We start from the raw sequence: 23508 nt of genomic DNA, 5'->3' as shown, positions 1-23508 counted from the left end.
TAGAGGGAGGCCTAGAACTGTGATCATCCAACTATCCCCTGAGGCCGACCTGAAGCTGAAGGAAATGCTCGGGAGCAGGCCTGGGGCCGTGAGACTGATCTATGATACCGAGGGCTGCGGATGTGCCGTTAACGGCGTCCCGGGACTGCAGGTCGTGGACGGTGCTGCCGACGGCGATACCGTGATTCAAACAAACGCCTCGATCCCTCTGGTCATTCATGGCAAGCAGGAGGTTTTTTTCGAGGAAGAGCTTAAGCTGGACTTGCACGCCGGCACCGCTAGTTTTCGTCTCACAAGCCGCAATCAGACGTATGGAACAAATATCATAGCAACCGACACCCGTATTTAAACCTAACTCTTAGATACAGAAGGAGAGATACCCTATGGAAAAACATTTGGACCGCATTCTGGAGCATAACCGCAGCTTTGTAGAGAAGAAAGAGTATGAGCCTTACCTGACCGACCGCTTCCCTGATAAGAAGCTCGTCGTTGTAACCTGTATGGATACAAGACTGGTTGAGCTGCTTCCGAAAGCAATGAATTTCAAGAACGGCGATGTCAAAATCATAAAGAACGCCGGTGCCATCATCTCCCAGCCATTCGGCAGCGTCATGCGAAGCGTCCTGGTCGCGCTGTATGAGCTTCAAGCTGAGGAAGTGATCATCGTCGGTCACCATGACTGCGGCATGGCTGCGCTGGATGCTGACGTCATGATCTCCCATATGAAAGAGCGCGGCATTTCGGACGAAGTACTCTCCACCCTTGAAAATTCAGGCATTCGGCTCACGAAATGGCTTCGCGGCTTCGATAACGTAACCGAGGGCGTGCGGAACACCGTCAGTCTTATCAAGAACCACCCGCTGCTGCCAAAAAGCGTGGCGGTACACGGCATGGTCATCGACCCGAACACCGGGGCTTTGGATCTTGTTGTCGATGGTTACGAAGGCAAATAAAGCAATAAAAGTCAATTCCAAGCACAAACGCATGCTGCGTTTGTGCTTTTTTAGTCACAATTTTACCAAAAACCATCACGTAACCCCTCTCCCCTGTTGTCAAACCATACAGTTTCAGTGTACACTTTTTATCAATCGGACCCCTAGTCAATGAACATCATTGCCTTGTGTCCACGATATGCGTTTCAAAGGGAGTTATGTCCATGAATACGTTGTCATACGGCTTGTTAGGGTTGCTCGCCAGAAGAGAGTCGTCGGGGTATGACCTCATGCTTCGGATCCAACCGTTTTGGCAGGCCAAGCACAGTCAAATCTATCCTCTGCTTGCCAGTATGGAAGAGAAGCAGCTGCTATCCTCGCATTGGGTTCAGCAGACCGACAAACCGGACAAGAAGATTTATGCGATTACGGAGAAAGGCATGCAAAAGCTGCGCGAATGGATGTACCAGCCCATTGCGCCTGCCGTCACCAAGGATGAGCTTTCTTTGCGCACCTTCTGCCTGTGGCTAACCGAGATCGGCATCGCGATTGATATCTACGAGGACCGCAGAAGCAGTTATTTAGAGAAGAAGCGTTACTTCGAGCAGATTCTGGCCGGGATCCCCGAGGATACCCGGGAAATCGGAAGCAAAGCGTTCAGCAATTACATTTTGGCAACCAAAGGCCTGATGATGGCCGAAACGGAGCTGAAATGGTGCGACTGGGTGCTTGGCTTGCTGAAGGAGCATCAGCGTACAGCGGCAGCGAAGCATGGTGATTAATTTTTTGAAACCTTATCGTGACCCGTCCGTATTACGAATCATTCTCTAATTTTAATTACCGGGAGGTACGACAGTACAAGATGAAAAAAGTACTTACGATTCTAGTTGCGTTTACCCTGTTCTTTGTAGCGCTCGCGCCGGTCGATTCCGTAGACGCCCGCAGAGGCGGCGGTTTCAAATCCGGACCGAAGTCCTACTCGAACACCCCGAAAAAGAACGATAGCAACGTGCAGCAATCCAACAGCACGAGCAACTCGAATAAATCCGGGACTACTGCAGGAAATACAGCAAACCGCGGATTCTTCAGCGGCGGCAGCTTGATGAAAGGCCTGATGATCGGCGGTCTGGCAGGGCTCCTGTTCGGCAGCATGTTCGCAGGCATGGGCTTCATGGGCGAGATTATGGGCTTGCTGATCAACCTCATTGCGATTTGGGCGCTCATCATGGTGATCATGATGGTTGTACGCGCCGTGAGAAACCGCCGCAAGCCGGCTGTCGAGCATCATCGTAATGATGATGACCGTTACAACAATAACAACAATAGGTACTAAGCCATGATTCTTAGCATGGACGAAATCGTCAATGCGGTCTGCCTGCATCAGGCGGAGCGCAGAGGCGTGAAACCGACGGACGTGTCGCTCGAGCTGAGCTGGGATGAGGATACCGGATATACGGCGGAAGTATGGGTAAACGGAAGAACGCAGTATTTGATCGAAGCGAACCTGATCGAAGCCATCCTCCGTTATCTGCACTCCGAATATAACATTCGTGCATACAGCGAACAGGTCAGACTGGAGCTGGAAGACGAAATTATCGCCATCGTGCAGCAATAGCATAGCCTTAACATTCATTCAACCCAAACTGCCCTTCGCTCTTTAGCGGAGCGGCAGTTTTTTATAACGGGAGGTTAGTCATGTTTCCGATCCTCGAAACGGAAGCGCATTGATCGACAACGAAGCTTCCCATGCCTTGCTCAACCGCTTAGGCTTTGAGAAGGAAGGCCTCCTTCGGAAGTACATCCATCAGAACGGGAGGTCCTACGATACCTATGTATACTCCCTTATCCATTGGTCACAATTCTGAAATTTCATTTTCATGGATTCGTAACCCAATCCCTCCTCTCTTCCACTACGATAAACATAGATTTTGTTTAAAGAAGATCACTTGTGGTAATGTCATGTTACAAGGAGAGGATACATCATGAACAACGAACAGCGTATTTCAAAAGCCGTCATCGCACTTACGGTGGCAGGGACCGTCGGTTTGGCGGGGCTTGGATTCACTCCGGCCGTTTTTTCCGCGCCACATGCCGAGGCGGCCGGGCACACCGAGGCAGCCGCTGCCGACAGCTATGCAGCCAAGGAAGCGTTAAAGACGCTGAACAGCTTCTATAAACCCGCTTTGAAAGGCCAGTTTCCCGGCGTGGTCGGCCGACTGACCGTTGGCAAGAGCACCCGTCAGGACGTGATCAACACGATCGGAGAACCTTCCATTTCGCGCAAGCATGCAGATGATTTTGATCTATATAGCGCGAATATGGGTAATCCCGGTTACGCAATTTCATATAAGCTGAACAAGATTCGGGAGATTCGTTATTTCGGCACGAATGTGGAACGGCAAACGAATATCGGCGGCATTACGATGAAGATGCTGAAGCAGAACTGGTATGCCCCAGCGTCCACCACGACGTTCAAGAACGGCGGTATCACGCAGACCAAGCTCACTTATCATCGGGGTGCGTACAAGCTGGAGTTCATCTTTAACAGCAGCACGGATTTGGATCATATCAATTTGTTGAAAAAATAACGCCCTCCCCCAGCGGCTCTCGTAACGCTTTTGTCTTCTGCCGACCGACGAAATGCTAAGAAACCCGGCTCTTCCATGGTGAAGGGCCGGGTTATTGTGATGGTTCGCATACCAGAGATCTTACTGGACAACGTGGCCGTATCCGAATACGCTTAAGAATGATGAACCATGAATCGAGGTGCTCCTATTCAATGGATACTAAACCTGTCGAGCCGAAAGACGAGGCTGGCGTCGATCAGACGACCTGTCCGATTTGCCGGCAGCCCAATCAGTGCGCATACGCAGCGAAGCTCCCGGATGCAAATGAATGCTGGTGTATGAGGGAGAGCTTTCCGGATCGCGTCTTGAATAGCGTTCCCGCGGAATACACTGGAAGGACCTGCATCTGTAAATCCTGTCTTCAAGCAATCAAAGCAGAAACCTCGCCGCAGCTTCCCGGATCCACGCCATGCTGTCCGTAAGCTGCCTCAAGCCTGACGCCAGCATCGGGACCTGCTCTTGCAGCACCGCGGCACTATCCGTGCCTTCATGGTACCGGCTCATGAAGTGGAGAAATACATCCACCATACGCAGCCGGATTAACACCGGGATCGCCTCAATCTCTTCCGGACTCAAGCGGATCCGGCTCCCGAATCCTTGGCAGAATCGGCTGATGGCCTCCCGCTCCTCCTCGAATCCAAGGAATCCGGAGATCGCCACCGCCGGCTCCATCACCCGGACATCCCGGGTGCAAAATTCAAAGTCCAGCAGCGCCGTAACCTTCTCGGGCTGACGGGGATCGACCAGCAAATTGGAGAAATTGAGGTCCCCGTGGACCAGCTGCTGCGGGAGCTTCCTCAGCTCTCCGAGTCTGCCGCAGATGTCGTCGTACGCATCAAGTAACCGCAGAAGCTCCTGGTGCAGATCGCGAAATGCCGGTTCCGGCTGCAAACAGAACGCCTCGATCGTTTCCCTCGTGCAAGCGGGATAGGACTGGAGCAGTTCATAATACGGCCGGTATGCGGGAGGACGGGGTATGTCAATCCGCCCCAATGCTTTCAATAGCTCTCCCGTCTTCTCCCCGAAGGAATAAGCCGCTTGGAGGCTGTTCCCTTCCGGTCGCTCTCCTTCAAGGAATCCAAACACCACCGCATATCGTTCGCTTCCGTCCGGGAGCTGCACGATCCGTTCCCCTGCTGCCGAGGGGATCGGCATCGGCGTGTCAAAGGAGAGCTTGCTCTGCCGCAGTGACTCCAGCACGGCAAGCTCGAATTCGATTTTGTCTTTGTCGCGGTGGGTGTTATAGATGCGCAGCACGCAGCCGCGGTCTGCTTGATGGATGAAACGCGTCGTATTGTTCCAGCCGCCCGCGCCTTGACTGACCGTCCCGACCCACTCCGGCCAAAACTGTTGGATCAAACGTTCAATCATCACATGAGATTCTTGCCTAATCTTTGAAAACACCCTTCACATTCCTTTCCTCCGGTGCTTACGTGAAAGCAGGCTTCTGCCCGGCAAATTGAATGACATGGGACAAGCCTTGATGCAGCGCTCCTTCGCTGCGATGAACCTCTCCTATAAAAAAATGAATGATTCTCCAATCCGCAAAGCTCCGCAAAAAATCCTCCGGCTCATACAGCATGTCCATCTCCTGCGGACCGCCGCTTTGATACGGAATCTGGTTCATCGAATACACTTCGGTTATGAAATACCCCCCCGGCTTCACCGCTTCTTTAACGCCACGAAGGGTTCGCAGGCGCAGCGCCTTCGGAAAATGTCCGAATATGCACACGATCTGATCCCATTGATCCGGCGTCCACGCCGCATCCTCCAGATCCTGAAGACGGGCAGCAATCTTAACGCCCTTCTCCTTCGCAAGCTTATTCGCTTTGTTCAGCCCCGCTTCTGCGTAATCCCACACGGTTACATCGTGACCTTGCTCGGCCAGATATACCGCATTTCGACCTTCCCCTTCTGCAATCGCAAGTGTCTGGCCGGTTAATGAAAGCCGGCTCTGCATGTCGACCACAAAAGCGTTCGGCTCCGTTCCGTATACATATTCCTCTCCTTGGAAACGCTCGTTCCACGGATTCATCTCCTACCACCCGCCTTCTTATTAGGATTCCATCGCTCTCATCTTGCCGCTTCAATGAAGGACTGCTCCCATCATATCCAAATTAGGAGCAAACCCTGCAGCTGCATCGGGTCATTTAGCTCGCCTTCCTCAGCGGTAAATCCGTTATTGCCATTATACTAAGATACAGCGGAGCTACAATATATCGAGCCAAATTTTAATAGCTGTCGCCAAAATGAGAATGGCCAAGATCAACTGCAGCACACGCGTATTCATTCGCTTTCCGGCGGAAGCGCCAAGCGGGGAAGCGATCAGGCTGGCAATGACCATAATGGCGGCCGGGCCGTAATCGACCTGCCCTGTCGCAAGCTTGCCTGCCGTTGACCCGATGGAGGAGATGAAGGTGATTGCGAGCGAAGTGGCAATCGTCATCCGCGTCGGAATTTTCAGGACGACCAGCATCAACGGCACGAGCAAAAACGCGCCTGCCGCCCCGACGATCCCTGCGCCGATACCGACCGCAAGCGCCAGTCCGGCTGCAAGCCATTTGTTGAACGTCACCTGATCCAGCGGAATTTCGTCCACTCCCCTCTTGGGGATCAGCATCATGACGGCAGCAAGCAATGCCAATATGCCGTACATGATATTGATGAAACTTTCGCTCATAAGGTTGGAACCGAAGCCTCCAAATAGGCTGCCAAGTAAAATCGCCGAACCCATATACAAGATTAAGGTTTTATTCAAATACCCGCCCTTCCGGTAAGCCCACACGCCCCCGATCGTGGCAAAAAACACCTGTACAGCACTAATGCCGGATACTTCGTGCGCCGTGAATGCCGCAAAGCCGAATAATGGCGGAATATACAGCAGCATCGGGTATTTGATGATGGAACCGCCGATGCCTACCATGCCCGAAATATAGGAACCGATAAAACCGATAAGGAATATCGCCAAGATGTAAGTTACAGTCCATTCCATGTGCTTGCCCCCTTGATTCTTTAAAAAAGGGAACCGTCATCCGGTTCCCTTTTCGCTTTTGCAATCAGGCATGACCGTTTACACGGTCATATTTCCATGCCCTTATTACCGAACCGCGCATCGGTTCGGCCCAATCTCCATGTCCCGCTGCTGCTCCGCATTCGGCTGCATCATTCCCATATTGGTCTGCCGGATCTCCAAGTAGGCGTTCGGCTGCTGCGGCAGGCTCTTCGTGACCAGCAATCTGAATTCCTCCTCATCCCGGATGTTCAGACCATGGTTTTCTTCAAACAGCTCGCCAAGCTTCTTCGCTACAGTCCCATCCGCGTTCAGCTCGTCCATGATCATGAAGTGAGCCGGCAGCACGACTAGCTCCCCGGACAGCTCCTTATATATGGAGTACAGCGTCTTCCTCAAATCTCCCGCCCAATCCTCCGCATGTCCAGCAAGGTCCGGACGGCCGATCGAATCGATGAACAGGATATCTCCGGTCAGCAAATATTGATCATCGATTAGGAATGAGGTAGAACCAGCCGTATGACCAGGGGTATGGAGCGCTTCGATCCGGATCACGCTGCTCCCAAGCAGAATCTCGTCCCCGTCTTCGAGCGGCTCATACTTGAATGCCGCCTCTCCGGCGTCCTTTGCAGGCAGCCAGTACTTTGCGCCTGCAGCCTCGGCGATGGCTCGCCCGCCCGAAATATGATCGGCATGCAGATGCGTATCCAAGACGTGCTTGATCTGCACATTCATTTTTGCAGCGAAATCAGCATATACCTCGGTCATCCGTGTCGCGTCGAACAAAGCGGCTTCATGGCCGGACACCAACATGTACGACAGGCACCCTTTGCCGATCCGAACGAACTGGTACAATTCGCCGCCTTCCTTCAAATCTCCGATTTTAAACGGCATGAGAAGCTCGCTCCATGCTTTCATGCCTCCCTTCAAGTAAGCAGCGTTCCGTCCCTGCTCGGCCAGCAATTCGGCGACCATAACGGACGAGCCTTCCTTGGCGCAAACGACCACAATCTCTTCTTCTGCCGGAAGTTGCTCCAATATTTCCTCCACCCCGTCGATCAGCTCGTAATACGGAATGTTGAGATGCTTGAATCGTTCGCCCTCGATCTTCCAATCTGCAAAATCGGCGGGGTTGCGAACATCAAGAATGAATAACGGCTCCTTGCGAATTGCCTTCTCTGCCGCTTCCTGCGGAAGCATAGCTCTAATTGCCATCCTGTATCTTCCTCTCTATTGTTAGGTTTGGTTATTCATCAAGTTCCTCTATCGTTTTTGAATACCGAGGTGCGAGCTACCATTCCCGTCACTTATACCGGTTACTTCATCTGCCCATTGTCCAAGCCGGCCGTCTGCCCGCTCCAGCTGCTCATGCCGGGTACGACATTAACGACATGCGTAAAGCCGCTGTCTGCAAGCTTTTTCGACGCCAAGTCGCTGCGGGCGCCCGACCGGCAGATTACATAGATCCTGTCATCCTTGTTCAGCTCGCCTAAACGGTACTCCAGCTCTCCGAGCGGAATCGAAACCGCGCTTGGAATGTGTCGGAAAGCATATTCGGCTGCCTCCCTCACGTCCAAGACGACAACGGACTCGCCGGAATCCAGCATTTTCTGCAGTTCAGCAGGTTCGCACACATTGGAATACATGAGCTCTCCTCCTTCCTCCTCGGACGATTTGCGAAGATAATGCTGCAGTACGCCATTTTCCTCCATCGTGCCCAAATACTGATGCCCGGCGCTTTCCGCCCAGGCTTTCAAATCGGCCTTGGATCCCGGATCCGTCGCCTCGACCTCGAGCACCTGGCCAGCTTGGAGATCCTTCATCGCTTTCTTCGTACGTACGATCGGCATTGGACATGCCAGCCCCTTCGCGTCCAGCTTCGCATCGGATTGTATTGTAGTCATTAAAGATCTAGCCTCCATTCGGATTTTCATATACCCTTAGGGGTATATTTTCGAATAAAAAAATGTTAATATGCATCTTATTTCATTAGAGAAAAACGGCTTTAATTCTCAGAACACTTTCGCAATTGCCACGGAACCAAATTCTTTAAATAAACAAATTTACATTCCCATCCTGGGCATCTCCCAAATAGGCTGCCACTCCCGCGTATTCGATCCCGTCCATCAGCTCTTCCGCCTGCAGGCCGAGAAGATCCATCGTCATCGTGCAAGCAACCAGCTTGACATCCTGCTCCTGCGCCATCTCGATCAGCTGCGGCAGCGGAACCGCATTGTGCTTTTTGATGACATCCTTTATCATTTTAGGTCCCATGCCGGCAAAATTCATTTTCGACAGCCCCATTTTGTTGGCGCCTCTCGGCATCATTTTGGCAAACATTTTCTCCATGAACCCTTTTTTCTTAGGCAGCAGCACATCCTCATCCTTCCGCAGGGCGTTCAGCCCCCAAAAGGTGTGAAAGATGGTCACTTCATGGTCATACGCAGCCGCGCCATTAGCAATGATGTAGGCCGCCATCGCTTTATCATAATCCCCACTGAATAAGATAATGGTCGTTCGCTTCTGTTCGGTCACGATATCTCTTCCTCCTTTTTATGTGATCTTCTACCCCTATGGGTATATTTATTGATACAAAAATCATCCTTTGCGGATCCAAAACTTCAACACGCCGTCCTCCTCGCGGTGCTCGAGCAGTTCGTTCCCCATCGATTGGGCCCAGGCCGTCAAATCGCTCTTCACGCCCGGATCAGTAGCATGAATCTCGAGCACTTGTCCCTGCTCCATGTCTTTCATTGCCTTCTTCGTTTTAACGATTGGCATTGGGCATGCCAAGCCTTTGGCATCCAATACTTGATCAGCACGCATTCCAAAATTCCTCCTTCGTAGTTTCAACCATTTAATTTATACCCCCATGGGTATATAATATGATAAAACAAACGGACATCAACCCTTTGCGAATTCTGATCCCTGGGTCAAATGCCCTTTTAGATAGCCTGTGACGTTATCTGCTCTGGACGAGCAGATTCACCGCTTCAACCACTAGCTGCTCCGTATCCCGGCCTTTCTCCACAGCCTCTTTGACGCAGTCCACGAGGTTGGCGCTGACGATGACGCCGATCGCCCGGTCCATCGCTGCGCGCGTCGCCGATAGCTGCGTAATGACTTCCCTGCAATCCTTCCCTTCCTCCATCATCCTCAGAATGCCGCGGAGCTGGCCTTCGATCCGTTTTACCCGGTTCTTCATCTGATCATCGTATCTCACCCTCATACCTCCTCGGTTTATTCCATCCAAATTCAAGGATTAAGCTTAAGAATACGGATGTGGCACGCTTATAATATATACCCCACCGGGTATATAGTCAAGTTAGAAAAATGATCCAGGTCAGCCGAAGAAATAAAAAAAGCCCCACGATAGGGGCTTAGCTCATATAGGGATGATAGCTAAATCAGTTTATGCGCATACCACTTTTTGCCGCGGAACCGCCATAGGAAGAGCGCGCCCCGCACGCCCCACTCGCAGTTCATGGCGAGCCAGACGCCGAGAATGCCCCAGCCGAGCACGATCCCCATGATGTAACCGAGGATGACCCGAAACAGCCACATGGTCATCATGGAGGTAATGGAAGTAAACCGTGAATCTCCCGCCGCCCGGAGTGCGGAGGGGAGTATGAAGCTGATCGACCACAGCGGGACCTGAATGATCACGTTGATCAGCATGACAACGAACAGTTCATGCACGATTTCCTGCGGCGGATTAAACAATCCGACGAGCGGATTGAACAGCGGGATCAGGATAAGTCCCATTACCGCCAGAGAGATGGCACCCAGCCATAGAAATGACCGGATGAACTTCCGGGCATCCGCAATATCCCCCCGGCCGATACATTGGCCGACTACCGTTACGATCGTCAGCGACAAGGCGCTCGCGGGTATTTGCGTCAGCATCGCGAGTGATCCGCCGATCGCATTCGTAGCGATCGCATAGGTGCCTAAGCTTACGATAAACACCTGCGTCAGCAGCTTTCCCCCGTTGAAGAACATCTGCTCTGCCGCGAACGGAAGGCCGATAAACATGATTTTGCGAAGCATCGACAATGGAAAATGAAACAAGTCCTTCAGCCGGATATGCAGCGTTGCGTCGACCTTGAATAAATAATACAGCGCGCAGGCCGCACCCGCAAAACGGGCAATGTTAATGGCCAGGGTCATGCCGAAGACCCCCATATGCAGCAGCGTAATAAATAAAATATTCAGCACCACATACAGCAGATTCATAATCAGCGACAGCGCAAGCGAGGCCCGCGTCTTTCCGATGCCCCTGAGCGCTCCGCATACCGCCTGTACGACCGCAATTCCTAGAAAGGATGTTCCGCTGCCGATCAGGTAGATCCGGGCACTCTCCAATACCTCCGGCGAAGCGGAGCCGAACAGAAGCTGGAGTATCGGATTATGCAGCCCGATGATAAGCAGCGCGATCGCTAGTGCAATAATCGTCACCGAGGTGACCGTAGCCGCAGAAGCCCTGGACACCATCTGCCCATTGCCGCTGCCTTTATACTGTGCGACCACGACCGTACCTCCTGTAGCCACCGCTACGAATACGTTGATCAGAAAAATATTCAGCGCATCGACCATGTTGACGGCACTGACCGCCGCCACTCCCGAGGAACTGATCATCGCCGTGTTGACCAAGTTAAGGCCGATGATAAAAGCCTGGTCGATCAGAATCGGAAGCATGAGTGCAAAGATTTGCCGGTAGTCCATCGACTCTCCGGAAAAATGATTTTGTAGTAAACCGTTCATTCGGGTTCGTAGTCGAACCAACATCTGTCATCACATTCTTTTCGCTGTAGTACACGGTTCTTCCGCCATGAAAAAAACTCTTCGTAAGTGAAGAGCTTCTGGTTAACGGTATATTCGCTGCCGCCGTAACCGACCTCACAAGCCGGAGCAGGGCCCGCGGCAAGGGGGCAGATTCGGATCGTTTCGTTGTCTTCCCGGATAAACCCCGTGTTTGATTGGAGAATATCACCTGACCTCTACTCCTGTCAATGAGCCGGCTCCATAGTAATAGACCGTAAACCGCCGTATAGGGGAGCTTCCCGCCATCACAATAATGCTAATGCCGGAAATGAAAGAAGATTGCCCGAAACGGTCCGCATCCGCTTACCGAAACAATTACCTGTGACGGTTGGTTAAGGAGGTTGAAGCGCTCCTTGTAATTCTCCTGCGCCCTTACCCTTTCTATCAATCAACATAGAATAAGAAATGATAGATTGGAAGGGAGGTCTTCGAAATGGAGACACAACCGTACCGGTACGAGGCAATTTTCAGCCTGGGGCATAACTGCCAGGTTGCCGCTCAGCTCAAGCGAAACGGTCTGCGGCGTCAGGCAGGTCCCTGGGATTGGTTCAATTTCGCATCGACCGCCGATTTTTGCGGCGTGATCCGCAGGCGGCTTGAAGGCTTTATGCAGCTCGAGCATTTGGAGATCTACGGCAAATCCGTAAACACCTACTATGTGCGCGATCGGCAGTCAACCTGTTTGTCATTTCACGATTTTAAAAATACGCCCGACCAGCCGCCGCTACACGACTATGCCGAATTTCGGGAACGGCTGGATCGAAGAATCGCACGGTTTAATGATTGCCTGGCATCCGGCCAAAGCGTTCTTCTCGTGCGGATCATTCAACATCAGCAGGATGCCGAAGCCATCTATGCCTCCATCCATGAAACGTATGCCAATCCCCATATTTCCATGCTATTTATTCTTCATGGAGAAGACTCGGACATCGTGGAGCTGCCTTCGTTCGCTGAAGATGCCAGGCTTGTTCGCATCCCGAAAGGCAGGACGTGGGAAGGCGATACGGAAGCATGGGCAGCGATTCTGTCAAAGATTCGACTCGCTTAAACTTTTTAAAGAATTGACCATAGACATGATTTACAAATATAGGTTATATATTGTATATTTTACTAAACTAATTCTGGATTCTTACGAAGGAAGCACCCGTAAGCCAGGCATTGACGCCTGCTGCCCGGGTGCTTTTTTGCGTTGTTACCCGGACTTCGTATGAGCTTACGAGCGGCTTTTCGGAACGAATCCAATGGATGGAAGGGGCATTACTGTCATGATGAAGAAAATGTTCATGATCTATCTTGCGATGCAATTGATAATTGGTCTAGTGCCGGTCCGGGAGGCCGCGGCCGCAGCGATCGAATTCACGGATGCGATCAACCATCAGCTAAGCGAAACCGCAGGCCGTGCCGGCGGGTCGGGCGGTACCAGGCTGCTCAAGCAGTATGATACGTTTAAAGCCGAACGGAAAGAGACCATGGAATGGGATGATAAAATCGCTTCGCTGCATTATGCCAACGAAGCCAAGGCTTCGGAAGTGCGCAGAAGGATCAGCGATCTGGATAAAGACAAGATCCGCAATCTGGAGGAACAGCTGAATGCGGCGAAGCGTAAATATCAGCCTTTATTCGACAGCTACACGGCGCTAAACAGGCAGGTTGCGGCAGCCAAGAAATTGAAGGACAAGACGTTATCCAAGATGCTGCAGACGCAGGCTAACAGCATGAAGCTGCTGGTGAATATTGGGAGGCAGGATATCAAGCAGAAGCAAGCGGCGCTGACGGCAGCCAAGAAGGAACGTACCGGCAAGGCGGCCAAAGTGCGGTCCGTGCTATCCGGGATCGAGCCGTATAAGAGCAAAATCAAAAGCGACAAGAGTGCGATCTCGACCCCGAACAAGCTGTTGAACACCGAATGGAAGAACTTTAAAGCCGCCGTAAAGTCGCAGGATCCGTCACGGACATCGGATACCTTGGCACGGATGCTCACCCTCTCCGGCCAAATTCTGGCGAAGAAGAAGAGCGTTTTCCAACACGAACAGCGGATCGAAACGATAATCCGGCAGGCTAATGGTCACATCAAATAACGGCATCCCTGTCTATGGGCTAGTGACGAATCAAGCTTGAAAAGTATCGACACAACTTCAATAGGAAAGTATGGACACGATTCGAATGAGGATCGGCTCGACTCCCATTGGAGAGTAGCGGCCACAATAAATCATCCTCTGCCGGACGGCAGAGGATGATCGTTATCCTATCCAACTGTATGCCAAGCACCTCAGGATGCCTTCTACTGTGCCGCCGATTGAAGCGGATGATGGAAGCTTGCCAGTCTCGTCTGATCTAGAAGCGGATAGTCGTACAGCATGCCTTCATACACTACCTCCATCGAGGGGTGCAGCAGAAAATCATGCGGCGTCACCAGCGTGGACGAACGGTCCCACAGGCGAATCCCGCTCTGGCGCAACGTCTCGGCAACGAATTGAGAGCAGAAGTAGGACCGCTCTCTCGTAATATCCAGCCTCATTAGAACACCGAACAATCCGATCAGATTATACCGGTAGGCGTCCTCCTCGTCTTTATAGCGCTGGATCACCGCGCGGACCTGATCATATTGCTCCTGAGTCACCTCAAAGCGCAATAACGCGCATCGCGTACCCGGAAAATGGCTGAAGGTTCCTTCATATACGTCTTCCTCCACAAAGCCTCCCACCCAAGGATTATCGGCACATTTCCGGCCGAAGCTGAACACCTCATTAAGCTGGCCATCCAATGCAATGGAAGCGTGGTTATACGGCGCAGCCGTAATTCGCTTGATCAGCCTCGTAAACATCGTTCCCGTATCGGTTAGCAATATATATAAGTTCTTTGTATCGGACATTGGTCTTTCCCCCGTTTAACTTGATCATCGGTCAGGATTTCGTCAAATCCCTCGTTAACTCCATTGTAATCCGGTTAAACCAAAGCCAAAACCGACTCTAGAAGTGATTAGAACCTGGACCTAAGTCGGGCTCGTTCCCGTACGTGGGAACAGGACGACCAGACTATCCTCCGTGCAAGCGCCGGTAGGAAGACGGCGTCATCCCTTCATGCTCCATAAACCGCTTATTAAAGTAGCTGACGCTCGGATATCCAGCCTCAACGGCAATTTGTCCGATCGTCTTGTCCTTGTGTTCCAGCAGCCATTGCTTGGCCATTTGCAGGCGGCACCTGGTGACGAATTCCATCGGCGTCATTTCCATGACGTTTCGAAAGAGCTTACAGAAGTAATAGGTGCTTACCCCGATCCTTGATGCCCATTCCTCCAGTATAAACGGCTTGGCGGCTTCCTGCTGAATGATCGGCAGCAATTCGAGAATACGGCTGCCCGAGTTGCTGGATTTATGGTCAGAGAGCGCGGATGCCTGCTCCACGAAGACCGTCAGCAGCGAATAGGTTAGCGTCGACAGCTGGGCCGGGTTCAGCATCCGATGCCTCTCCGCCTCCTTTAACAGCGTTTCATGCGCCTCCTCAAATGCAGCAGGCTGACGGACACTCCACAGCGGACTGCGATGAAATTCCCGTTCGATCAAATAATTTTGCAGCCCGCTCCCGTAAAAATGGAACCAGCGGACGTCCCATGGGTCATCTTCGCTGCTGTAATAACGCTGTGCCTGCATGGGGAAATACAGGACGGCTTCGCCGGGCCCCAGCGTATGCACTTGCTGATCGATTTCCACATACCCCGTACCGGAAGCGACGTAATGAATGTTGAAATTGTTCAGTGCCCCGGCAGCCCGCGTAACCGAGTGCTCCGGCTCCTCCCGGTAAATGCCCACCGATTCGGGAAAGCAGAAGAACGGCATCTCCGGCAGGGTCAGCAAGTGGATTTGGCGTTTCATTCCTAGGTCTCCTCGATGACAATATTGTTTTAATCCAATACAAAATAATATTATATTAATTTTAATTATTCTCTCTTATAATCGCAATATAATCTTACTCAAGTAACGAAGGAGGAACTGATGAAGATGAGCAAGAAACTACGGTGGGGCATTTTGGGCTGCGCCAGCATCGCCAAGCGTGCGGTCATTCCCGGACTCCAGCAATCCCGTCGCAATGAAGTTGCAGCCATCGCGAGCCGGCAGGAGGATAAAGCAAGGCAACTCGCCGAAGAGCTTAACATAAATATCTCGTATGGAAGCTATGAAGCCCTGCTCGAGGATCCTAACATTGATGCGGTCTACATTCCCCTTCCTAACCATTTACATAAAGAATGGAGCATCCGAGCGGCCGAAGCCGGAAAGCATGTGCTCTGCGAGAAGCCGATCGCGCTGACGGAGGCCGAAGCCGCCGAGATGGCTGATGCCGCAGCGAAGGCCGGCGTGATTCTGGCCGAAGCGTTCATGTACCGTTACCACCCGCGGTACGATATCTTGAAGGAATATATCGCATCCGGAGCGATCGGCGAGATCCGAGGCATCCGCAGCGCCTTCACCTTTAACAGCTCGGCCAACCAAGGCAACGTCCGGTTCCGTAAGGACTGGGGCGGCGGTTCCATTTATGACGTCGGCTGTTACCCGATTAACGCAGCCCGGATTTTGCTCGATAAAGAGCCTGAAGCCGTTACCGTCCAGGCCTTCTTCTCGCCGGAGCATGATCATGTCGACATGATGGCATCCGGACTGGTCGAATTTGAAGGTGCCGTATCGCTGACCTTTGACTGCGGCATGTGGGCCGCCTACCGTAATCCGCTTGAAATCGTGGGGACCGAAGGGCTAATCGAGGTGCCGTATGCATACAGCCTGCCCGAGAACGGGGCCAATTTCTTCTTGACGACCGGTGAAGGCCGGAAGGAAATCGAGGTTCCTTCCGCCAACGCATACAGCGAGCAGGGTGACCGTATCGCCGAAGCGGTACTGGACGGCAAGCCGCTCCGATACACAACAGAAGATGCCGTCCGTAATATGAGGGTCATTGACGCATGTCTGAAATCCGCCCATGAGCGGTCAAGAATCGTACTGTGACATTTTTAAAGGAGGTATGAACATGAAGTATATTTCAATCAAGGGATTGAACAAACCCGTCTCCGTGCTGATGAAAGGATCGGACTACTTCTACCATGATTCCTACGAGCGGGCAGCTGCCAATCTGGACGCATTTCTGGCCATCGGTGGCAATTCGATCGATACGGCCCATATTTATTGCGGCGGCCAAAGCGAGGAAGTGATCGGTCGTTATATGCAGGAGCGTGGCAACCGGGAGCAGCTTGTTATTCTGACCAAGGGCGCTCACCACGACCAGAACGGACCGCGCGTGACCCGGAAGGATATCAAGAATGACATCACCGACAGCCTGCAGCGGCTGCAGACCGACTATATCGATCTGTACGCACTGCATCGCGACGATCCGAATGTTCCGGCTGGCGAGGTAGTGGAGGCGCTCAACGAATATATCGAATCCGGAACCGTGAAAGCGATCGGCGTGTCCAACTGGACCTGGGAACGGATCCGGGAGGCAAATCAATATGCGGAAGCGAACGGACTCGTCGGCTTCTCCTTCAGCAGTCCGAATTTGAGCCTTGCGAAACCGAATGAGCCTTTCTGGAAAGGCTGCGTATCTGCGGATGCAGAGACATGCGCATGGCATGAAGCCGAGCAATTCCCGCTATTGTCCTGGTCGTCGCAGGCCAGAGGATTTTTCACGGGGCGATTCACTCCCGAGGTGCGGGACAACGCAGATCTGGTCCGTGTGTTCTATAGCGATGCCAACTGGGAGCGGCTCGAGCGGGCCAAGAAGCTTGCCGAAGCCAAGCAGGTTACGACGATTCAGATCGCACTCGCTTATGTCCTGAATCAGCCCTTCCCGACCTGCGCGCTGATCGGCGCCCAAAACGCGGAAGAACTAAAATCCTGTGATGAGGGAGCGAAGATCAAGCTGACGCGGGAAGAATTGGATTGGCTTGATCTTACGAGCGAACAACTCCCTCTATCGTTAAGCTGATCGACCGGATGGATGAAGGGCAGCAGGAGGTTTTCGAACGCTGCAGACCTGAGCCTCCCTCGCAGCACACATAATTCTGCTGAGCATAAATTTTTTTTAAAAAAAAGCATCCGAACTTTGGAGAACCCCTCCATTCGGGTGCTTTTTCCTTGCCGGCCGGCTGCTTATCTCCTATTTCGATATCCGCGATCGGAGTATGGCCTGTCAGCGCCTAAATCCCGTCAGCATCGTTTCAATAATCCGCATCGAATCATCAGCTGCCTGAGCCGTATCCTCCGCTTCCGCCACCCACAACGAGCATTCATTCATTGCGCCAGATAACGCATGGGTCATCGCATCGACGGGCAGCTGTTTCATCTCCCCCTTCTGCTGCATCCCATCCAGCTGTTCCCGCAGATGACGCATCGAATGGATTTCGTCCATCTGGCGCCAAGTCTCCCAGCCGGCGACTGCCGGACCATCGATCAGCATGATCCGCATGTTCTGCGGTTCTACCGCCGCGGCGATAAAAGCCCGGCAGCCCAGCAGAAGCTGCTCCCAGGGTTCGCTTGAACGGCCCGCCTCCGAGGCGACGCGTTCTGAAACTTCGCGCTGTACGAGATCCAGGACGGCGAGAAACAGCCCTTTTTTATTCTTAAAATGATGATAGAGCGCGCCCCGGGTTACTTGGGCGATATCCGCGACCATCTCCAGTGCGGTGTCTGCATAGCCTTTGTCCGCGAACTCTTCTCTTGCAACCTGCAGCAGACGTTCCATCGTCTCCTGCGCTTCCGTCTTGCTTCTTTTCATCGTAAATGCCTCTCTTCAAATCTTCATTCTATGTTGTAAATATAGCAGAAGAGAAAAGCTCGTGCATGCTCTTCATTTCGCTGCCCTTCATCCATGATCTGCACGCATGCCGGACGATCCAAGGAAAATGCTCCCCGCCGCTGTGCTGTCGCTCCGCCAGCCAAGTAATGACGAAATCCCGGTAATCCTTGCTTAGGTCGTGCAGATGATTGGCCACGGATTTTCTGACATACAACGATGGATCATTCAGCAGCGGCTCGATCAAAGCAAGGTGATGCGAAGGATCCCCCTTTATAACCGGAATCCGCTTAGCCCAAGGGAGACGGGGACGTGTCCCCTCGCTGACGAGTCGGCGGACATGCAGGCTGGAATCCGTTCTCCACGCTTTCAATCGTTCAAGGCACTGATCCTCATACTTCAGCAAATAAGGGCGGATGGCATACTCCGAAGTATGCCGCTTCGTGATTTCATATAAGGCATGCATGGACAGGTCAAAATGCTGAAGTCCGTAACGCTCGACATAGTACGCAACCGGCATTAAAAAATAGCCGTTCGTGAACATGCCCTGCTCGGTTTCATTTTCCGGGCCGAGGATGTCAAGCAGCACTTCCAAACTGCCCTCATACGGCATGGCCAACGCTTGATGAAGCTCGGCCGCGATCATCGCAACTCTCCCTTTGAGCTCAAGGGATTCGGATTGCCGGGTTACGGCCTCCACGAAGGAGTCGACAGGAAACCGGGCCACGAGCGGCTGAATCAAATCCGATAGGGTCAGGGCAAGCTCCCTCCCGAAATAATTCTTTAAGGGCTGGGAATGTGTCATTGGACGGCCTTGGGTTCCGGATCGGTCCATACGTCTTCCTTGTAATTGTCCGCAAAGGCCTCGGATGGCGGAATAATCTGGATCATGTCGATCAGCACGCCGCTCGGATCGCTTGTGATGAAATGCCTTTGGCCAAACGCCTCGTCGCGAATGTCCAAATGAAGCGGGAGACCCTCTTGCTTGATCAGCCGGTCGTATTCAGCGTCGACATTGTCCACCTCAAAATTGAGAATCAATCCCTGCACCTCTCTCTGAAAAGCAGCCGGCACCGTTTCATGATTCCAAGACAATACGGCGAGCTCATACAGCTTGTCCGGTCCGGCATTTCTTTTCAAGCTTATGTACCAGTCCGCTTCAAAGACAACCTCAAAGCCAAATAAACGGGTATAAAAATCCTTACTCTCCTCCATGTGCCCGGACATAATAACCGGGTAAAAGCCTTGTACGTTCACTGGATCAACAACTCCTTATTCATGATTGGCTTAAATCTAACATACATACAGCATGTATGTAAATAGCTGAAATTATTTTTTCCGCTCCCTTCAAAAAATCGACGCTAGATGGAGGAGAAGCTGCGTGAACCAACGGCAGTTTTCTCGTATTTTTCGTCAATGCCATTATTCACTGACACGCGGGGTGCCGATCTTCATCGCTCTATCAAATAAGGGGTGCACCTGGTCCAAGAACCTTCAGGAGCACCCCGCGCACTAATGAATAATTACCACAGCAGGCTGACGGCCAGCAGGTCAAACAGTGCGAGCGGCAGGATAACGTTGCTGTAATACGGATTGTACGGATACGGCGCAAACGGCGGTCTCGGATATGGATAGCCGGGATAAAAGCCTCTGCTTCCTTCCTGCTCGATCTGGATATATACGTATTTGGCGTCTACATTGATGATGACCCCCTCGAAGACTTCATCATCCAGCGTCTCTACGCGAACTTTGTGCTTCATCGCCTTTTTCAAGGCAGCATGGGCGTTCTCCTTATGCTTTTTCATGGAATGGGCCATATGATGATCGCATTGAAACAGCATTTGTTGTTGAGATGGATATGTGTTCATGAAACTTCCTCCTTCGTTATCTTCTACCCTGCATAGTATGCAATTATCCCGCATAGGGTGTTAGCCTACAACTGAAAAGCAGTTTAAACGCAGAATGATACGGGTATAGTACAACCAAACAAGGAGGTTACGAATTGTATAAGCACACATATGCGGGATTATCACAAGACGCAGGAGCTATTTTCTGAAGGGCGGAAACCGGAGGTTCCCATAAAAATGGTCAATACCCGCTAAAGGCGAGCATGTTCGGTACCATCCTACATATTTGCACCAAACCTCGTACGCGCAGGGCTTACCGGTAAGCTCTTTCGCATAAGTTTTGTCATGTTGATTTGTATCCTTTTATCTATTGCTAGAACAATGAACGATCCACTATGATCAAATGGTAGAGCATTTCTCAGGGAGGCAGCCTATGATATGAGGAATTTTACGGAAGATTGGTTCTGGGAACCCATGTTTAACAAACTGCCTGTCGGGGCGGTTTTGATATCCTTAAAGACAGAGCAGATTGTGATGATGAACGAACGCTTCTGCGAAATCCTTGGATCCACGCGTTCCGAGCTGCTGACGCGAAAGCCTCGCGAGCTCCTGGTTCTGAAGGGCCTCTCCCAAAAAGCTTTGCAGCGAATTGAAAGCTTTGATGTCGCCAATGGACTTCAGGAGACGATTTCATTTCAGTCCGCGGATGGACGGGCAATGTCCATAACCGCGGAGTTCTCTCTCTTGGCGTCATCGGCAAACGGGAAAGAACCGCTCATCCTGTGCTGCATTGACCGAGCGGAGATCAAGGAAGCCCCCTTGCCGATGATCGGTCAGGAGGAGCTGCTTGCGCTCATCCTGAAGAGCGGACAAGATCTCATCTCGATCAGCAATGCCGATGGAATCATTGAATACATCTCCCCTTCCGCAACCCACTTGTTAGGATATCGTCAGGAAGAGATGGTTGGCAGGCATCGCGCCGAGTTTTACCATTCGGCCGACTCCGAAGAAATGAAACAGCCCGGAAAGCTGTTCTCGGATAGCGAAATATTCAACAGGCGTATCCGCCATAAAGACGGACACTATCTATGGTTTGAAACCTCCTTCCACGTCATCCGGGGGGCCGAAGGTCAAATAACAAAGGTGCTGGCGATCGCACGCAATATTACCAAGCGCAAAATCGATGAAGACACGCTCGCCCGTGCCCAGCGGATCGCCAAAATCGGTTCCTGGAGATGGGATCTTGTGACCCGGACATTATCCTTCAGCGAAGAAATACGCCGAATTTACGGCTACCAACTGGAGCCGATTGAGCGTGATCATAAATCCCTTCTTTCCGCGGTTGTCACCGAAGACCGCAAACGTCTCCGGCGTGCGATCCTGTCGGCAATCAAGGGACAGCCCGACGAGATTATTTACAGGATTCAGGTTGAAGGCGGCACCATTCGTACGCTCCGGGCACAGTGGGAAGTATCGGCCCGAAGCGAAGGCAAACCGATCGAACTGGTCGGAATGGCCCAGGATATTACCGAAGAATCACTGATCGCGCAGCAATTGGTTGAGAACGAGAAGAAATACAGGCTGATCACGGAAAATTCGCTGGATTTCATATCGCGGAATACGATTGACGACTGTACCTTTCTATATTGCTCGCCTTCCTGTTATTCGCTCCTCGGTTATAATCCTGAAGAGCTTGTGGGGACCAGTGCATTCGATTACGTATATCCGGAGGACATCGGGCCGCTCAAAGCGTATTTGCAGCGAACCTTAGACGAGACCTCCCTTACCCCGATCACCTTCCGTTACTTACATAAAGACGGCAGGCACATTTGGTTCGAAGTGAACTGCAAGTTCATTACGGGACAGGACGGGCATCGTGAAATCATCTCCATCGCCCGCGATATATCCGAACGGAAGCGTATCGAATTCAAGCTGAAGGAAAGCGAGCAGCGGTACCGATCGCTGTTCGAGTACAATCCGCTTGCCGTCTACTCCATGAATCTGGAAGGCGAGTATTTGACGGCCAATCCGAATTTGCAGAAATTAACCGGTTATTCGCTGGACGAGCTTGTCGGCATGTATTACGGTCCCATCGTGGCGGATAAGGATCTGCCGCGGACGCAGTACCATTTTAACCAAGCGAAGGAAGGAAACCCGCAGAGCTATGACCTGTCGATCATTCACAAGGATGGTCATCCGATCGAAATCAATACCGTTAACATTCCGATCATCGTGGATGAAGAGGTTGTCGGCGTTTATGGAATTACCCGGGACATTACGGAGCGCAACCGTTCGATGGAGGAGATCAAGAAGCTGAGCCGCGAGCTCACGCTGCTGCTGAACACGGTGTCCGAAGGCATTATCGGGCTGGACATTAACGGCAAAGTCGCCTTCATCAATCCGGCCGGTGCGTCCATGCTGGGGGAAGATGCGGGTGATGTCATCGGCAGATCCTGCGATCAAATCATCAGGGAGATTCGGCATGACGGCAGCTTTTACCGCGGGAGGAACTCCCCCCTTGAGATGGCTCTCTTGCAAGGAAAGCCTCTCCTTCGAACCGAAATCGTGCTGTGGCGGCGCGATGGAACCAGCTTCCTGGCCAATTACCAAGTCAATCCGATCTGGGATCGGGGCGAGCGCAAAGGTGCCGTGATGGTATTCCGCGATATTACCGATGAGAAAGAGATCATACGCGCCAAAGAATCGGCTGAGCGGGCAGATCAGGCCAAGACGGAATTTTTGACGATGATGAGCCATGAGCTTCGTACGCCGATGAACGGCATAATGGGGATGATCGATCTCCTAAAGACGACCGACCTCGATGAAGAACAGGCAAATTATACGGACATTCTTAAGGAGAGCGGTGAATCGCTCCTGCATATTTTGAACGATATCCTCGATTTTAGCCGGATCGAGACCGGTAAAATGTCGATTGGCGAGGAACCGATCGATGTCCGCAGCCTGCTGGGAAGCGTCGTAGACTTGTTCAATGCCAAAGCCAGCGAGAAAGGACTAACCCTTTCATGGAGCGTGAACGAAGACAGCGTCCCTGATGTCATTGTTGCGGATGCTTTGCGGCTGCGACAGGTGCTCGTCAATTTGATCAGCAATGCCATCAAATTTACGGAGCAAGGCAGCGTGACGCTGACTGCCGACGCCGTCCGGCGCATCGGCACCCGTGAGCTTACGCTGACGATTCGAGTTACGGATACCGGGATCGGCATTCCGGCCGACCGTCAGCATCAGCTGTTCCTCTCCTTCTCACAGCTCCATCCATCGTTAAACCGCAAGTACGGCGGCACCGGGCTGGGACTCGCGATCAGCAAGAAGCTTGTCGAGCTCATGGGCGGTATCATCGGGGTAGACAGCCGGGAATTCGGCGGCTCCACGTTCTATTTCTCCATACCGACACGGGCCGTAGAGCCAAAGGACACGTCCCTCACTCCCGTTGAGGAAGCATATGAATAAAAAGGAGAACCGATTGGCATGAG

27 protein-coding genes are annotated in these 23508 nt (G+C 52.1%); 12 read left to right on the top strand and 15 right to left on the bottom strand.

The features are described from left to right. Positions 1-19: 19 nt before the first annotated feature. The 7 genes from NST08_RS11590 (at position 20) to NST08_RS11560 (ending at position 3981) form a co-directional block, all read left to right on the top strand. On the top strand, positions 20-349 hold the full coding sequence (locus tag NST08_RS11590; RefSeq protein WP_341341773.1) for an iron-sulfur cluster biosynthesis family protein: 330 nt from the start codon (positions 20-22) through the stop codon (positions 347-349). A gap of 34 nt (positions 350-383) precedes the next feature. Then, positions 384-953 (top strand): beta-class carbonic anhydrase, encoded by a 570-nt coding sequence (locus NST08_RS11585; RefSeq protein WP_007129940.1) that lies wholly within the window; start codon positions 384-386, stop codon positions 951-953. Positions 954-1156: 203 nt separating this feature from the next. Further along, entirely contained in the window at positions 1157-1714 is a 558-nt protein-coding gene (locus NST08_RS11580) for a PadR family transcriptional regulator (RefSeq protein ID WP_341341772.1), read from the top strand. Positions 1715-1794: 80 nt separating this feature from the next. Continuing rightward, positions 1795-2265 (top strand): hypothetical protein, encoded by a 471-nt coding sequence (locus tag NST08_RS11575; RefSeq protein ID WP_007129938.1) that lies wholly within the window; start codon positions 1795-1797, stop codon positions 2263-2265. A gap of 3 nt (positions 2266-2268) precedes the next feature. Continuing rightward, positions 2269-2547 carry a YxcD family protein gene (locus NST08_RS11570; RefSeq protein WP_007129937.1) on the top strand — a complete coding sequence of 93 codons (279 nt, stop codon included), beginning with the start codon at positions 2269-2271 and terminating at the stop codon, positions 2545-2547. Between the two features lie 367 nt (positions 2548-2914). Further along, complete coding sequence (locus NST08_RS11565; protein ID WP_007129936.1) at positions 2915-3520, top strand: YjgB family protein; 606 nt, start codon at positions 2915-2917, stop codon at positions 3518-3520. Positions 3521-3678: 158 nt separating this feature from the next. Then, positions 3679-3981, top strand: a complete 303-nt coding sequence (locus NST08_RS11560) for a cysteine-rich CWC family protein (protein ID WP_338112048.1) — start codon at positions 3679-3681, stop codon at positions 3979-3981. Here the strand turns inward: NST08_RS11560 and NST08_RS11555 are convergent. From NST08_RS11555 to NST08_RS11515, 9 genes are all read right to left on the bottom strand, one after another. After that, positions 3929-4930: a phosphotransferase gene (locus NST08_RS11555; protein WP_341341771.1), complete on the bottom strand. Its 1002-nt coding sequence runs from the start codon at positions 4928-4930 to the stop codon at positions 3929-3931. The two genes, NST08_RS11560 and NST08_RS11555, sit on opposite strands and share 53 nt — an antisense overlap. A gap of 58 nt (positions 4931-4988) precedes the next feature. Further along, positions 4989-5594 carry a methyltransferase domain-containing protein gene (locus NST08_RS11550; protein WP_341341770.1) on the bottom strand — a complete coding sequence of 202 codons (606 nt, stop codon included), beginning with the start codon at positions 5592-5594 and terminating at the stop codon, positions 4989-4991. 174 nt (positions 5595-5768) lie between these two features. Further along, on the bottom strand, positions 5769-6551 hold the full coding sequence (locus NST08_RS11545; RefSeq protein ID WP_341341769.1) for a sulfite exporter TauE/SafE family protein: 783 nt from the start codon (positions 6549-6551) through the stop codon (positions 5769-5771). A gap of 105 nt (positions 6552-6656) precedes the next feature. Further along, positions 6657-7784 (bottom strand): MBL fold metallo-hydrolase, encoded by a 1128-nt coding sequence (locus tag NST08_RS11540; protein WP_341341768.1) that lies wholly within the window; start codon positions 7782-7784, stop codon positions 6657-6659. A 101-nt stretch (positions 7785-7885) separates the two neighbouring features. After that, positions 7886-8473 (bottom strand): sulfurtransferase TusA family protein, encoded by a 588-nt coding sequence (locus NST08_RS11535; RefSeq protein ID WP_144869483.1) that lies wholly within the window; start codon positions 8471-8473, stop codon positions 7886-7888. 145 nt (positions 8474-8618) lie between these two features. Beyond that, positions 8619-9104: a DsrE/DsrF/DrsH-like family protein gene (locus tag NST08_RS11530; protein ID WP_028403563.1), complete on the bottom strand. Its 486-nt coding sequence runs from the start codon at positions 9102-9104 to the stop codon at positions 8619-8621. A 63-nt stretch (positions 9105-9167) separates the two neighbouring features. After that, complete coding sequence (locus NST08_RS11525; protein ID WP_007129929.1) at positions 9168-9395, bottom strand: sulfurtransferase TusA family protein; 228 nt, start codon at positions 9393-9395, stop codon at positions 9168-9170. A 136-nt stretch (positions 9396-9531) separates the two neighbouring features. Further along, a complete protein-coding gene (locus tag NST08_RS11520) occupies positions 9532-9792 on the bottom strand; it encodes a metal-sensitive transcriptional regulator (RefSeq protein WP_007129928.1) in 261 nt (86 codons plus the stop codon). A 179-nt stretch (positions 9793-9971) separates the two neighbouring features. Further along, positions 9972-11357: an MATE family efflux transporter gene (locus tag NST08_RS11515; RefSeq protein WP_213615143.1), complete on the bottom strand. Its 1386-nt coding sequence runs from the start codon at positions 11355-11357 to the stop codon at positions 9972-9974. Between the two features lie 469 nt (positions 11358-11826). Between NST08_RS11515 and NST08_RS11510 the strand changes: the two genes are divergently transcribed. After that, on the top strand, positions 11827-12441 hold the full coding sequence (locus NST08_RS11510; protein ID WP_028403565.1) for a DUF1796 family putative cysteine peptidase: 615 nt from the start codon (positions 11827-11829) through the stop codon (positions 12439-12441). Positions 12442-12658: 217 nt separating this feature from the next. Continuing rightward, positions 12659-13471 carry a hypothetical protein gene (locus NST08_RS11505; protein WP_007129925.1) on the top strand — a complete coding sequence of 271 codons (813 nt, stop codon included), beginning with the start codon at positions 12659-12661 and terminating at the stop codon, positions 13469-13471. 203 nt (positions 13472-13674) lie between these two features. Here the strand turns inward: NST08_RS11505 and NST08_RS11500 are convergent, their stop codons facing one another. Then, entirely contained in the window at positions 13675-14265 is a 591-nt protein-coding gene (locus NST08_RS11500; protein ID WP_007129924.1) for a hypothetical protein, read from the bottom strand. Between the two features lie 163 nt (positions 14266-14428). After that, positions 14429-15265, bottom strand: a complete 837-nt coding sequence (locus NST08_RS11495) for a helix-turn-helix transcriptional regulator (RefSeq protein ID WP_007129923.1) — start codon at positions 15263-15265, stop codon at positions 14429-14431. Between the two features lie 126 nt (positions 15266-15391). Between NST08_RS11495 and NST08_RS11490 the strand changes: the two genes are divergently transcribed. Both NST08_RS11490 and NST08_RS11485 read left to right on the top strand, forming a co-directional pair. Then, positions 15392-16387: a Gfo/Idh/MocA family protein gene (locus tag NST08_RS11490; protein ID WP_040738639.1), complete on the top strand. Its 996-nt coding sequence runs from the start codon at positions 15392-15394 to the stop codon at positions 16385-16387. A gap of 22 nt (positions 16388-16409) precedes the next feature. Continuing rightward, a complete protein-coding gene (locus tag NST08_RS11485) occupies positions 16410-17363 on the top strand; it encodes an aldo/keto reductase (RefSeq protein ID WP_007129921.1) in 954 nt (317 codons plus the stop codon). Between the two features lie 204 nt (positions 17364-17567). Here NST08_RS11485 and NST08_RS11480 read toward each other — a convergent pair whose 3' ends face one another. From NST08_RS11480 to NST08_RS11465, 4 genes are all read right to left on the bottom strand, one after another. Beyond that, positions 17568-18152 (bottom strand): TetR/AcrR family transcriptional regulator, encoded by a 585-nt coding sequence (locus NST08_RS11480; RefSeq protein ID WP_007129920.1) that lies wholly within the window; start codon positions 18150-18152, stop codon positions 17568-17570. 28 nt (positions 18153-18180) lie between these two features. After that, a complete protein-coding gene (locus NST08_RS11475; RefSeq protein WP_232239199.1) occupies positions 18181-19005 on the bottom strand; it encodes a DNA alkylation repair protein in 825 nt (274 codons plus the stop codon). Next, positions 18972-19427, bottom strand: a complete 456-nt coding sequence (locus NST08_RS11470) for a VOC family protein (RefSeq protein ID WP_007129918.1) — start codon at positions 19425-19427, stop codon at positions 18972-18974. The genes NST08_RS11475 and NST08_RS11470 overlap by 34 nt, the downstream gene beginning before the upstream one ends. A gap of 266 nt (positions 19428-19693) precedes the next feature. Further along, on the bottom strand, positions 19694-20038 hold the full coding sequence (locus NST08_RS11465) for a hypothetical protein (RefSeq protein ID WP_007129917.1): 345 nt from the start codon (positions 20036-20038) through the stop codon (positions 19694-19696). A 417-nt stretch (positions 20039-20455) separates the two neighbouring features. Between NST08_RS11465 and NST08_RS11460 the strand changes: the two genes are divergently transcribed. Continuing rightward, positions 20456-23485 carry a PAS domain S-box protein gene (locus NST08_RS11460; protein ID WP_341341767.1) on the top strand — a complete coding sequence of 1010 codons (3030 nt, stop codon included), beginning with the start codon at positions 20456-20458 and terminating at the stop codon, positions 23483-23485. Positions 23486-23508 lie beyond the last annotated feature (23 nt).

It is taken from the genome of Paenibacillus sp. FSL K6-1566 (assembly GCF_038050475.1).
Taxonomy (GTDB): Bacteria; Bacillota; Bacilli; order Paenibacillales; family Paenibacillaceae; genus Paenibacillus_AQ; species Paenibacillus_AQ lactis.
Note: the sequence above shows the minus strand (reverse complement) of the source record. Positions and strands in the feature narration are given on the sequence as shown.